Below are 13,057 nucleotides of genomic sequence, written 5' to 3' on the forward strand. Positions count from 1 at the left end.
GGCGGACATGTTCCGGTTCACCATCGGTGAGCGTGCACCGTTGTACGGGGCGATCCTGCGCGCCTTCGGCGAGGCCAACGAGCGGCTGGTGACCGCCCTGTCGCTGGACGAGGTGCGGGAGCGGCTGCGCGGGGAGGGGTGGTTCGACGCGCTCCCGGACAGCGACCTGGTGGCGGTGCTCGGGCAGCTGCGGGACTGGCAGCTGCTGGACGCCGTGCAAAACCACGCGGGGAACTACCGCACGGCCCAGGAGTACGAGCGGCGCAACCTCCAGTACTCCCTGACCCGGCGGGGCGAAGCCGCCTTTGCGGGAGTGCAGCACGCGCTGTCGGTGCTCGCCTCGTCGGGGGCGTTGCAGACCGCGGTGCTGGACGCGATAGCCGACCGGCTTTCCGCCCTCGCCTCGTTGCTCGCCGAGCCGGGGACGGCGGACCGCCGGATCTTCAGCACGCTCCAGGAATTGGAGGGGCACCTCGACTCGCTGCGCGCGAACACCAAGCAGTTCAACGGCGAACTTCAGCGCCTGATGCTTGCCGAGGGGACGGGCCTGGCCGTCTTCCGGGAGGTGAAGGCGGCCACCGTCGCCTACCTCCAGGAGTTCCTCAGCCATCTCGACCAGCGGGCGCACACCATCGCGGGCGCGGTGGCCCGGGTGGAGGAACTGGGCGTGGCGGGGCTGTGGTCCCGGGCGCTCGCCGGCGCCGAGCTGCCGCCGCTGGGGGGCGGCGATCCGGGGCCCGAGTGGCTGCGGGTGCGGCGGGCGCGCTGGGAAGGGCTGCGGGTCTGGTTCCTGCCCGAGGACGGCTCGCCCGCCAGGGTGGAGCAGCTGCACGACGTGGCGCGGCGGGCGATCGTCACGCTGCTCCAGGCCCTCGACCGGATCACCGAGGCCCGCCGGAAGTCGTCGAGTGCCGCCGAGGACTTCCGGGAGCTGGCGCGCTGGTTTTCCGCCGCGCCCTCCCAGGAGGACATGCACCGGCTGTGGGCCACCGCCTTCGGACTGGCGTCCGCCCGCCACGCCCACCTGGTGCATCCGGACCCGGAGACGGTTCCGGCGTCCGACAGCTGGCGGGAGGCACCACCGGTGGAGGTGTCGCCCCTGCTGCGCAGCAGCGGTCGTGCGGAGCGGTTCACGCGGACCGGGCGGGTGCGGGACGTGGGCGCCGTCAAGGCGGCGAGGGCGGAGCGCGCGAGGAAGGAGCGGGCGGAGCTGGAGGCCGCGTGGGATCTGCTGCGGACCGGGGCGCCGGTGCGGCTGTCCGACTTTGGGACGCTCGACCACGAGGTGTTCGAGCGGCTCCTCGATCTGCTCGGCCGGGCGCTGGCAGTGCGGCCCGACACAGCGGGGCTGCGGCGTGCGGTCACCGGGGACGGCCGGGTGGAGGTGCTGCTGGGCGCGGCGGGGCCAACGGGAGCGCGGGCCCGACTCCGTACGCCCCGGGGATTGTTGACCGCACCGGACTATCAGGTGGAGATCCGCCCTGCGGGAGGGGCGGTGTCCCGATGAGCAATCTCGCCAATCAGCTGGTCGTCGCCGAGCGGGAGGAGGTCGCGCGCGGCATCCGCACCCTGCTGGCCCGTCCGTTGCTCACCGAGCGGCACGACCCGGTGGCGTTCGAGTTGGTGCGGCGCCGGCGCGAGCCGTTGACAAGCTGGTTCGACTACACCCTCGGCTGGTCCTTGGTCGTCGAACCGCGCCAGGGGTACGCACGCCTGACCAAGGTGCGCGCCTACGGCACGGGAGAGAGCGGGGACCGGCCCGCCCGTCGGCTCCGCTCCGGCCGCGCACCGCTGGACCGCCTGCGCTACGTACTGTTCTGCGTGAGCTGCGCCGAGCTGCTGTCCGTGCCGGTAACCACGGTGGGCCTGCTCGCCGACCGGGTGGCGCGGGCCGTGGCCGCCGACGGTGCGCTGCCTCCGTTCGACACCACGCAGCGTGCTGCCAGAACCGCCTTCGTGGACGTACTGCGGCTCCTGGAGTCGTACGGGGTGCTGACCACCTTGGACGGAGCGACGGAGTCGTTCGCCGAGTCCGCGGAGGCCAAGGTGCTGTACCGGGTGCAGCCCGGTGTGCTGCTGCGGCTGTCGGCGGCGCCGGTCGGCGCGTCCCGTATCGCCGCCGAGGCGTCGCTCACGTCGGAGGGTGTGGCGGGGGCGTTCGACGCGCTGCTCGCCGCCCTCGTGACGGAACGGCGGTACGGCACGGGGACCGACGACGACATTCCCTCGGCCCAACGGAATCTCTGGCTGCGCCACTCGGTGCTGCGCCGGCTCTTCGACGATCCGGTGGTGCACCGTGCGGACCTCACCGGGGCCCAGCTCGGCTACCTCTCCTCCCTCACCGGGCGACAGGTCATGCGGCGCGCCGCCGACCAGGCCGGATTCGTACTGGAGGAACGTGCGGACGGCTGGCTGCTGGCCGACCCGGAGGCCCTGGCCACCGACGAGAAGTTCCCCGACGATTCCTCGCACGCCAAGATCGCCGCGCTGTTGCTGCTCGACACGGTGACCGGCGCCGCCGACGGCTGCACGCCCGAGCAGCTCACCGCCGAAGCGGGAGGGATCCTCGGGCGCTTCCCCGCCTGGGGCAAGGCGTACCGCTCGGACGACGGGGCTGCCAGGCTGGCCGAGGACGCACTGCGGGTGCTGGTCGCCTTCGGTCTGGTACGGCACCACAACCACCTGATCACCGCACGGCCCGCCGCCGCCCGCTACCGCATCACCGAGGCCGTCGCCGTCCAGCACGGTTCCGCGCAAGAGAGGAACACCCTGTGACCGAGGCGACCGCTGCCGAGGCGACCCCGCTGGAGACGTCCTTCGACGGGACGCCCGCGGCCGAAAGCTCGGCGGGGCCGGACCGCTGGGTCCCGTCCCGGGCCGGTGTCCTCAACGTATGGCGGTACTACGACGAGGTGTTCACCTTCCACCGGGGCCGGCTGCTACTGCGCGGCGCCAACGGCACGGGCAAGTCGAAGGCCCTGGAAGTGCTGCTGCCGTTCCTGCTCGACGCGAGCCTCAAACCCAACCGGCTCTCCACCTTCGGCGGCAACGAACGCACCATGCACTGGAACCTGATGGGCGAGGGCGCCACCGGAGTCACCCGGGTCGGTTACGTCTGGCTGGAGTTCCGCATCGGGCGGGGTGCATCCGTGGAGTGGTTCACGATCGGTTCGCGCCTCCAGGCCACCTCCCGCACCACGTCGGTGGGTGCCGACTTCTTCACCGTACGAGGACGAGTGGCGGCCGGAGCCGACGCCGAGGGCGCCACAGGAGGCGCCCCCCGGATCCCGCTGGTCGGTGAGACGGGGCAGCCGTTGACCCGCGCGGCCCTGACCGAGGTGCTCGCGGGACGCGGCGAGGTGTACGCGACAGCCGCCGACTACAAGGCCGTCGTGCGCCAGACGCTGTTCCCGGGGCTGACCGCACAGCGGTACGAGGCGTTGATCACCGCCCTGCTCCAGCTCCGTACCCCCAAGCTGTCGGAGCGGCTCGACCCGTCCCTCCTGTCCAACCTGCTCTCCCGCGCGCTGCCTCCGCTGGACCGGGGCGAGATCTCCGAACTGGCGGACGGCTTCGAGCGGTTGGACCGTCAGCGCGAGGACCTGGCGCTGATGGACGAGCGGGTGCGGTCGGCGGAATCCCTCGCAGCCCGGCAACGCACCTATGCCCAACGGGTGTTACGATCCCGCGCCGGGATCCTGATCACCGCGACCACGGAGACGGACAACACCACCCGTGCCGCCCGGGAGACCGAGGAGGCGCACAGCGTCGCCCTCGCGGAGAGGGCCGCCGCGGAGGAACGACAGACGGCGGCAGAGACCCTCGGTGCGGAGCGGGCCGCGCAGATCGAGGCGCTGGCCGATTCCGAGGAGTACCGCGAGGGCAAGGAGCTCGACCGGCTGCGCACGAAGGTCGCCGAGGCACGTCGCAGGGCCGAGGGGCTGCGTACCACGGCCGACGAGGCCCGCCAGGACGCCGAGCAGGACGCCGCCCAGGCCGCCGAAGCGGAGACGGAGGCCGCCGACCTGGCGGAGCAGGCCCGGTCGGCGGAGGACGACACGTGGTCGACGGCCCGTACGGCCCGGCTGACTTCGGTCTGTTCGGAGGCGTCGGCCGCGATAGGGGCAGGCGACGAGAAGCAGGCCCGGCAGTTGGTGTCCGCAGCGGTACGGAGCCGGCTCCGCCAGGTCGCCGGGGTGCGGAGCGCACTCGCTGACCACCGTGTCGCCGTGCACGCGCGCACCGGGGCCGAGACCACGCTGGAGGAGGCCCGTACGCGACTGACCGAGGCCATCGGCAAGCGCGACCGGGCGGCGGCCGACTCCGCGGCGGCGGTCGACGCGCAGTCGACGCGGCTGCGCACCTGGGCACGGGACTGCACGGAGTTGCACTTCGACGCCGAGGCCGTCGAGGAACTGGCTGCGCAGGCCGCCGACGAGACCGAGGTACTGGCCCTCGCCGAAGCACACAGCCGGCCGGTGGAGCACGAACTGACCACGGCGGAGACCGTGACCAAGCAGCAACGCCTGGCGCTGGTGGCGGACCGGGGCGAGGCGGTGGCCGAGGCCGGCCGATTGGAGCGCGCCGAAGAGATTCCGCCGCGGCCGCCGCACACCCGCACGAGCGACCGGAGCGCGCTACCCGGCGCCCCGCTGTGGAAGCTGATCGCCTTCCAGGACACGGTGCCCGCTGCCGAACAGGCCGCGGTCGAAGCCGCGTTGGAGGCCTCGGGGCTGCTCGACGCCTGGATGGGACCGGAAGAAGGACCACTGCCCGGCCTGCCGCTGCACCAGGGGCACGACACCTTCGCCGAGGCCGGAGGGTCGTTCGGGGGTTCGCCCGGCGGGCCACCCGCACCCCGGCCCGACCGCACGCTCGCGGACGTGCTGCGGCCCGAGCCCGGTTCGCCCGTCCCCGCCGAGCGGATCACTCAGCTGCTGGCGGCCGTCGCGTACGGCGGCACGCTGCCCGCGGAAGGCGTTGCGGCCGTGGGAGCGGACGGCACCTGGAGGCTCGCCGCCGCCAGGGGAAGCTGGTCGAAGCCGGAATCGGCACACATCGGAGCGTCCGCCCGGCAGCGCGCCCGCATTCGGCGCATCGCCGAACTGGCCGATCGTGTGGCCGAGTTGGACATCGGCATCCGCGAGTGCGACACCGCGCTCGGCACGCTCGACGAGCGCCGCCGCGCCCTCCGCCTCGACCTGCGCAGCAGGCCCGCCCACTCCCCCGTGGCGATGGCGCAGCGCACCCTGGACCGGGCCGAGGCCGATACGGCGACCCGCGACGACGCCGTACGCGGCGCCGTGACCGCGCTCGGCCTCCGGGAGGAGGACGTCGCCAGGGCCCTGGACGCGCTGGACGCACTGGCCGCGGAACACGGCCTTCCGACCGAAGAGGCCGCGCTGGGTCGGCTCGTAGAGCACACCGAGGCCTTCCGGGAGGCGGCGAGCCACTGGGTCATGGCCTCGGTACGGAGCGCCGCCAGCCGCGCGGGGGCGGCCGAGGCCCGCCGACGCGCGGACCGGGCGGGACATACGGCCGGGGACCGCGAGGCGGACGCCAGAACGTCCGAAACCTCGCTGCGTACCGCCGCGGCGGCCCTGGCAGAGGCCGAGGCCACCATCGGTGTCTCCTACCGGGACGTACTGAACCGGATCACGGAGCTGCGCGCCGACCGGGACAGTGCCGAGCAGACCGTGCGGTCGCTCCGCAAGGACCTGACCGAACTCTCCACCAAGGTCGGCTCGTTGGAAGCCAGACTGACCGAGGCCGCCAAGAAGCACACCCGGGCCGTCGAACAACGAGACCTCGCCGCCGGGCGGCTGCGCCGCTGCCTACACCTGGGATTCGCCGACGAGGCCGGGGTCGGACGCGAAACCGGAACCGGCACCGAGGCCAGGTCCGAATCCGGCCTCGGTGCCACCAAGGGCACCGCCCACCCCGACAGCCCCGTCCTACCCGAGGACTCCGGAGTCACCGCGACCCTGGAGACGGCACGCGCCCTCGCGTCCCGCTGGCCGACCCTGCCGTACTCCGCGAAGAACATCGCCGACGCGCTGAACCGGCTCGCCGAAACCGCGCACGTCACCCGCCAGGCGCTGAGCGATCGCGCCGACCTCTCCCTCGAACCTTCCCCCGACGCCGACGACGACCTACAGGTCCTGACCGCCACCATGGACGGCACCTCGCTCGGCGCAGGCCAACTGCTGACCGCCCTCCGCGAGGAACGGGACCACAGCCGCGACGACATCACCGCATCCGAACGCGGCCTGTTCGACCGCATCCTGACCGGCGACACCCGCCGCCACCTCGCCTCCCGCATCCGCCAGGCCACCGAACTCGTCGACGCCATGAACGCCCGGCTGGAGAGGGTACGCACCGCTTCCCGGGTCGCCGTCCGCCTGGTGTGGCAGGTCGACTCCGCCCTCCCTGCAGGCACCCGGGCCGCACGCGACCTCCTCCTCAAGGACCCGGTGCGCCTGACCGACTCCGACCACGAGGCACTGCACCAGTTCTTCCGCACCCGTATCGAGGAGGCCAAGGAGGGTCGCCTCGCCGGTAGTTGGGAGGAGCAGTTGGCACAGGTACTGGACTACACGGCATGGCACCAGTTCGTGGTGAAGCTCGACCGGGCCGACGGTCAGGGCTGGAAGCTGCTGACGAAGAAGCTGCACGGCGCGCTCTCCGGCGGCGAGAAGGCCATCGCCCTCCACCTCCCCCTGTTCGCCGCGGTCGCCTCGCACTACCACTCGGTCCCGGAGGCTCCCCGCCTGATCCTGCTCGACGAGGTCTTCGTCGGCGTGGACAGCACCAACAGGGGCCAGGTGTTCGCCCTCCTCGCCTCGCTCGACCTCGATCTGCTCCTCACCTCCGACCACGAGTGGTGCACCTACCGCGAGCTGGACGGCATCGCCGTCCACCAGCTCATCGCCGACGGGGACGACGACGCCATAACCACCGCCCGGTTCGTCTGGGACGGCACAGGCCTGCTCGCCGAGGAGGACGCCCCGCAGTGACAGCCCGCCATCCCCTGGATCGCCCCGAACTGGCTCCACTGTGGGGCGAGTTGCACACCCGCCTCTCCTCCGGCCGCCCCGTCTCCCGGATCACGCTCGGCCCCCTGTCCGACGCCTCGCGCGAAGCACTGGCCGACCTGCTCGGCCTGGCCCGGCTGCCCGCCACCCGTACGACCCTCGCGCTCGCCCGTCTCGACGAAGCGCTGCGCGACAGCGTCGGCCAGGACGCCCACACCGTCACCGAAGCCGTCGTCGGCCCGCTGGGCAACCGCGCGGCGGCACGCGAGAGCGCCGAGGCCGAGCGGGCAGCGCTGTGGGGATGGCTGGAGACACACCCCGTACTCACCGGCCGGCCCGCCCTCGCCCCCTGGACTGTTCAACTGCGCCGAGCCGGACTGCTCCAGGGTTCCGTTCCCGCCACCCGAAGCTTCCTCGACGACGCACTGAAGGTCCTCGCGGCGCTCCCGGCCCAGAACAAGCCCCTCCCCGTATTCGCCCACAGCCTCTTCGGCGACTCGCATGCCCTCGACGACGGCACCCGTCTCTCCGGTACGGTGCTGCGCGCGCTGGCCGTGCTGTACGACTCCGGTCCGCCCGCCTCCGCGGAGGACCGGCGCGGTCTGTGGGCCCTCGCCGGAGTCGCCGACGATGCCCTCTCCTCGACGGTGCTGACCGCCGGGCTGCGTCCCGGCGGCACCGGTGCGGTGGCCCGCGCCCTGACCACCCTCACCGTGGCGGGGCACGCCTCGCACCTCACGCTCGCCCAACTCCGCGCCCCGGGCGAGTTCCTGCCCGAACCAGGCCCCGTGTACCCCGTCCACATCACGGAGAACCCGAGCATCCTCGCGCTCGCGGTACAACGTCTCGGCCCCCGTTGCCCTCCCCTCGTCTGCACGGCGGGCTGGCCCAACAGCGCGGCCATCCTGCTGCTGCGCCTGCTCGCCTCGACCGGTGCTGCCCTCCGCTACCACGGCGACTTCGACGGCGAGGGGCTGCGTATCGCGGCGTACGTACGGACCACCACGGGTGCCGGCCTCTGGCGCATGTCGACGGCCGACTACCTTGCCGCCCACGCCTCTTCCGCCACCGGCCCTGATCCGGGCCGCATCACCGACGCTCCTTGGGACGCCGGGCTCGCCCCGGCTCTCGCGAAGCACCGGACCGCGGTCCTGGAGGAACAAGTGGCGGACCTGCTCGTGGAGGATCTGTCCCGGCTGCTTCCATCCGGCAACGGTTGACGCTCTCGGCCCGGGGCCAGGCCCCTTCAGTCCGCGTCCGGCGTCAGGCGCAGCTCCCTGCATGACTTCAGCATCGCCAGTCACTCCAGCCACAAGATGTGCACTCCGCCATGGCCCAGGGGCTACCCCCTCAGACGGCGACCACGTGCACGTCCGCCGGTGACAGCACGGCGAGGTAAGCCTCGATGTCGCCGGGATCGCTCGTAAAGATCACCGCGCTGCCGTGCCGGGCTGCGGCCAGGGCCACCCAGGCATCCACCGCGTCCGGCCGCTTCTTGGCCGGCAGCGCCGCCCGCCCGAGGGCGGTGCCGATCCGGCGCCAGTCGGCCAGATCGGGGCCCGTCGCGCAGGCCAGGCACTCCGGGCGCCCCGCCTTGGTCTCCCGCATCTGCGGCTCGGCCGAGCGCGCCTGAGGCACCGTACAGTCCTTGAGTGCACCGGACAGCGCATGCACCAGCGCGGGGTTCGGACGCCAGACCTGGGCCAGGACCGGGCCGAGCACCAGCGCCCGGTGTGGCGCGGCCCGCAGCCCCTCGTGCAGGGCGACCGCCTTCGCCTTGCGGTCGGCGAGCGCGATCAGCATGCCGGTGTCGTAGACCGGCACCCGTACGCTCACGCGGCAAAACCAGGGCGATGCCCCTGCTGGTCCTCGCCGAGCACCAGGCCGAGCGCTGCTTCCACGTCCCGCCGCTCCTGCTCCGTCAGCTCCGGGCCCGCCCCGGCAGGGTCGTCGTGGAGCGCACCGGCCTCTGCCTCGGCACGTGCGATCAAGGTGTCCACCTCGGCGAACTGCGCCTCTATGGCGTCGCTCTCAGCCATCTGGCGGGTGGCCGCATGCACCAGATAGGCCGAGACATCCATCCCCGCCCGCTCCGCGTGATGCTTGATGCACTCAGCCTGCTCCCGCTCCAGGCTGATACTGATCCGCGTCTTCGCCATACCGCCATCGTAAGACGCGTATTACGAAGGTTCAAGCCGCTTCCCGATGGCTGCCGCCCACCTGGTCCCGAGTCCCTCGCACACCAGGTCATGGGCTCCAGCCCGGCACTGCATCCGGGGCGCAATGCCCGAAACGGGAGTGTAGGTCCGCGGGTGAACCGGACAGACACAAACTGCCGGACAAGACACCACTCCGACCCAAGGAGAGATCATGTCCAACGCAACCGTTCTGCCCCGCCAGGCCGCCACCCAGGACTGCCCGGCCTGGTGTGCTCGTGAACCGCATGCCGAGGCGACCGGCAGCCACATCAGCACGCCTGTCGCACTCACGGCCCCGAGCGGTCTGGAGCCGACGCCCGATGTACCGTTCCTCACCGTCCAGCTCGCGCTGAGCTACGAGGAGCAATCCCGCGGCGAGCTGCCGCGTCTCTGGCTCGCGGGAGCCGACGATGCCGCCGAACTCGGCATCCCTGCTCTCAGCGAACTCATCGACGGGCTGGAGAGCTTCAGCCTGCGCCTTCGTGGCCTGCGTCACCGGTACGGCAGCGTCATCGCCGGTGGCGCCGCCGAGTCCGTCGATGCCCGCCCGTCACCGACCCATCCCCTTGAGCTCGTCGCCCCCTGCCCGCCCTGGTGCCAATACCGGCCGGCGGGCGACGCCCACACACCCACGGGGCTGCTGTCCGAGTACTTCCATGCCACCGAGGAGGAGAGCATCAACCTCGGACTGCACCGTATGCAGCGGACCCGGTACGGGGACGAGTCCACGACCATCGACATGGGAATGGAACACATGCCGTACTCCCAGTGGCCGCAGATCGACATCACAGTCGGCTCAAGTCAGCAACGCGCGCACGTCTCCCTGACGTTCGACGAGGCCGGACAACTCCGCTCCGCGCTGGCCGAGTTCCTGGCCCAGGGACGCGAGTACGCGATGCCGCAATCCGTGCCCTCCGTCCAGGAGCTGATCGACTACTGCGACGCGCACATCGTCGAGCACCCGGTCCACGACCCGGATTTCCGTGGCCACGCCATCGGGGACACGCGGGACGACGGACCTGTCTGGATCACTCTCCCGCAAGGAGCCGACGGCCCGTACCGCGACCAGGAGGTGGCCCTGCTGCTCTCCGAAGTCCACGAGAGCCAGGACGAACTGACCGCGCAGGACGGCTCCACGGTCCGCCGGACCGGAAGCATCCCGCCCCGCGGGCCCTGGCCCTGGTCCGTCGTACAAAGCGCGGCCTGACCGTACCGGCGCACACGAAACCGCCGGTGCCCCGCACGCATTCCGCGTGCGGGGCACCGCTCCGTGAACCTCTGAGTCTCACTTCTCGTCCGGCGTCAGCCGCAACGAGATCGAGTTGATGCAGTACCGCTGGTCCGTCGGCGTCGGGTAGCCCTCGCCCTCGAAGACGTGGCCCAGGTGCGAGCCGCACTTCGCGCAGCGGACCTCCGTGCGGACCATGCCGTGGGAGGTGTCGGAGATCAGCTCGACGGCGTCGGTGTCCTTGGGGTCGTAGAAGGACGGCCAGCCGCAGTGCGACTCGAACTTCGTGTCCGAGCGGAACAGCTCCGCGTCGCAGGCGCGGCAGGAGTAGACGCCCGTCGTCTTGGTGTCGGTGTATTCGCCGACGAAGGCGGGCTCGGTACCGGCCTGGCGGAGTACCGCGTACTCGGCCGGGGTCAGTTCCTCGCGCCACTGCTCGTCGGGCTTTTCGATGTCGTACGGCATGGAAGGTGTCCCCTTGCTTCTGGACCTACTTCTGAGCGAGGCGGGTCAGGCTGAGCTTCTTCAAGATGTGGGGGCCCAGGTCCGTCACGTCGCCCGCGCCCATGGTGAGAACCAGGTCGCCGGGGCGGGACATTCCCGCGATCACCTCGGGGATCGCCGACTTGTCCGGGACCGGGGTGACGTCCGCGCCCGCGGCCTTCGCCGCGTCGATGATCAGGGCGCTGGTGATGCCCGGGATCGGGTCCTCGCGGGCCGGGTAGATGTCGAGGACGACCGAGGCGTCCGCGAGGGCGAGGGCGTCGCCCATCTCCTTGCCGAGTTCCTGGGTGCGGGAGAAGAGGTGGGGCTGGAAGACGACCAGGAGGCGGGCCTCGCCGGGGACCGCTCCGCGCATGGCCTCCAGGTCGGCGGTCATCTCGGTGGGGTGGTGGGCGTAGGAGTCGATCACCTGGACGCCCTGCTCCTCGCCCTTGAGCTGGAGGCGGCGCTTGACGCCGGTGTACTTGCCGAGGGCGGACGCGAGGTTGTGGGCCGGCAGGCCGAGAGCCACGCCCGCGGCCAGGGCGGCGACCGCGTTGTGCGCGTAGTGGGCGCCGGGGACCGAGACCGTGAAGGTGAGGAACTTGCCGTTGAGCAGGACCGTCACCTCGCTGGTCAGACCGCGCGGGGTGATCTTGTGGACGCGTACGTCGGCCTGGGCGGAGTCGCCGTAGGTGACGATGTTGAGCATCTCGTTGCAGCACAGCCGGGTGGCGAGTTCGACCGCGCCCGCCTGGTCGGCGTTGATCACCAGGGTGCCGCCGGGGACGATCTTGCCCGCGAAGGTCTCGAAGGACTCGTAGATCTCGTCCATCGAGGCGTAGTTGGCGTGGTGGTCCAGCTCGACGTTGAGGACGATGGCGACCTGGGGGTCGTACTTCTGGAAGCTGCGGTCGCTCTCGTCGGCCTCGGCGACGAAGATGTCGCCCTCGCCGTGCAGGGCGTTGGTGCCGGGGCCCGCGAGGTCGCCGCCGATCGCGTACGAGGGGTCCAGGTCCAGCTCGGTCAGGGCCACGGCCAGCATCGAGGTGGTCGTGGTCTTGCCGTGGGTGCCGGCCACCGCGATGGCGCGCGTGCCGTCCATCAGGGAGGCGAGGGCGTCGGAGCGGTGGACGACCGGGATGTCCAGCTCGGCGGCGCGGACCAGCTCCGGGTTGTCGGCGCGGATCGCGGACGACACCACGACACTGGTGGCGTCGTCCGCGAGGTTGCCCGCCGCGTGCCCGATGTGGACCGTGGCGCCCAGGGCGCGCAGCGACTCGGCGGTGCCGGACTCCTTCGCGTCGCTGCCCGCGACCTTCGCACCCCGCTGGGCGAGGATCTTGGCGATGCCCGACATTCCGGCCCCGCCGATGCCGATGAAGTGCGGTCGGTCCATGGCGGTGGGGATACCGGGTGCCATTCGTCTGTCTCCCAGGTGGTGCGGCTGGTAAGGAGTGCCCAGCCTATTCGCTGTGGGAGAAGAGCTTGAGCACCGGTACGCCGACCTTGTGGCGCGCCCGCGAGGCCCAGTCGCGGTGGAAGAACTCCTCGACGTAGTGCGGCGCCGTCAGGACGATCACCTCGTCCGCGCCGGTCTCGTCGACCACCGACTTCAGGACGTCGAGCGGGTGCTCCTCGACGACCCGGCCCACCGCCTCGCTGCCCGCCTGGCGCAGCGCCGTCAGCGACACCGCGAGCGACTGCTCGGCCGGCAGCCTGGCCTGGGCGCCCTCGGGTTCGTCGCCCTCGTGCACCGCCTCTTCCAGCTCCCCCATGGCCACGTCGTCGATGGCTCTCAGCAGTACGTCCGCCTGGTCGCCGCGCGGCTGCATCAGCACCACGAACGAGACGGCCTCATCGCCGTGCAGGGTCGTCACGAACTCCACGTCGGCCGCAGTGAGGGGCTTCTCGATCATCAATACGCTCGTGAACACGTCGGGCGCCCTTTCTCCATTCTCTGACCGGTACGTCTGCACGCCCCGATCCCTGACCGGAACACCTGTGCGTTCCGGCCGCCGCGAAACGTTGCGGAAACCATCCTTCCCCGTGCCCGCACGCCGTGCGCGCACGGGGACCGCGAGGTAAGTGTGCCCAGCGGAAGCTAAGCGGAA

At 71.7% G+C, this 13,057-nt stretch carries 10 protein-coding genes; 5 read left to right on the forward strand and 5 right to left on the reverse strand.

Going from position 1 to position 13,057, the window contains the following annotated elements:
- The first annotated feature begins 7 nt into the window (after positions 1 to 7).
- From ACZ5PB_RS03705 to ACZ5PB_RS03720, 4 genes are read left to right on the forward strand one after another with little or no spacing between them, the layout of a single operon-like run.
- A complete protein-coding gene (locus tag ACZ5PB_RS03705; RefSeq protein ID WP_468688266.1) occupies positions 8 to 1,507 on the forward strand; it encodes a TIGR02677 family protein in 1,500 nt (499 codons plus the stop codon).
- Positions 1,504 to 2,775 carry a TIGR02678 family protein gene (locus ACZ5PB_RS03710; RefSeq protein WP_468687448.1) on the forward strand — a complete coding sequence of 424 codons (1,272 nt, stop codon included), beginning with the start codon at positions 1,504 to 1,506 and terminating at the stop codon, positions 2,773 to 2,775. The genes ACZ5PB_RS03705 and ACZ5PB_RS03710 overlap by 4 nt, the downstream gene beginning before the upstream one ends.
- Positions 2,772 to 7,016, forward strand: coding sequence for a TIGR02680 family protein (locus ACZ5PB_RS03715; protein WP_468687450.1), 4,245 nt, complete (start codon positions 2,772 to 2,774; stop codon positions 7,014 to 7,016). The genes ACZ5PB_RS03710 and ACZ5PB_RS03715 overlap by 4 nt, the downstream gene beginning before the upstream one ends.
- Positions 7,013 to 8,254: a TIGR02679 family protein gene (locus ACZ5PB_RS03720; protein ID WP_468687451.1), complete on the forward strand. Its 1,242-nt coding sequence runs from the start codon at positions 7,013 to 7,015 to the stop codon at positions 8,252 to 8,254. Before ACZ5PB_RS03715 ends, ACZ5PB_RS03720 begins: the two co-directional genes overlap by 4 nt.
- Positions 8,255 to 8,384: 130 nt before the next feature.
- Here ACZ5PB_RS03720 and ACZ5PB_RS03725 read toward each other — a convergent pair whose 3' ends face one another.
- Positions 8,385 to 8,870 carry a hypothetical protein gene (locus ACZ5PB_RS03725; RefSeq protein WP_468687453.1) on the reverse strand — a complete coding sequence of 162 codons (486 nt, stop codon included), beginning with the start codon at positions 8,868 to 8,870 and terminating at the stop codon, positions 8,385 to 8,387.
- Positions 8,867 to 9,193 carry a hypothetical protein gene (locus ACZ5PB_RS03730; protein ID WP_468687454.1) on the reverse strand — a complete coding sequence of 109 codons (327 nt, stop codon included), beginning with the start codon at positions 9,191 to 9,193 and terminating at the stop codon, positions 8,867 to 8,869. Before ACZ5PB_RS03730 ends, ACZ5PB_RS03725 begins: the two co-directional genes overlap by 4 nt.
- Before the next feature lie 211 nt (positions 9,194 to 9,404).
- Here ACZ5PB_RS03730 and ACZ5PB_RS03735 point away from each other — a divergent pair, with 211 nt between their 5' ends.
- A complete protein-coding gene (locus ACZ5PB_RS03735; RefSeq protein ID WP_468687456.1) occupies positions 9,405 to 10,439 on the forward strand; it encodes a DUF6907 domain-containing protein in 1,035 nt (344 codons plus the stop codon).
- A gap of 78 nt (positions 10,440 to 10,517) precedes the next feature.
- Here ACZ5PB_RS03735 and msrB read toward each other — a convergent pair whose 3' ends face one another.
- Genes msrB through ACZ5PB_RS03750 form a run of 3 tightly spaced genes read right to left on the reverse strand, consistent with a single transcriptional unit; the run spans position 10,518 to position 12,880 of the window.
- Complete coding sequence (gene msrB, locus ACZ5PB_RS03740) at positions 10,518 to 10,925, reverse strand: peptide-methionine (R)-S-oxide reductase MsrB (RefSeq protein WP_468687458.1); 408 nt, start codon at positions 10,923 to 10,925, stop codon at positions 10,518 to 10,520.
- A gap of 25 nt (positions 10,926 to 10,950) precedes the next feature.
- Positions 10,951 to 12,366 (reverse strand): UDP-N-acetylmuramate--L-alanine ligase, encoded by a 1,416-nt coding sequence (gene murC, locus ACZ5PB_RS03745; protein WP_468687460.1) that lies wholly within the window; start codon positions 12,364 to 12,366, stop codon positions 10,951 to 10,953.
- A gap of 43 nt (positions 12,367 to 12,409) precedes the next feature.
- Positions 12,410 to 12,880, reverse strand: a complete 471-nt coding sequence (locus tag ACZ5PB_RS03750) for an indole-3-glycerol phosphate synthase (protein WP_468687462.1) — start codon at positions 12,878 to 12,880, stop codon at positions 12,410 to 12,412.
- Positions 12,881 to 13,057: the final 177 nt, after the last annotated feature.

The organism is Streptomyces sp. NPDC032721, from assembly GCF_055579625.1.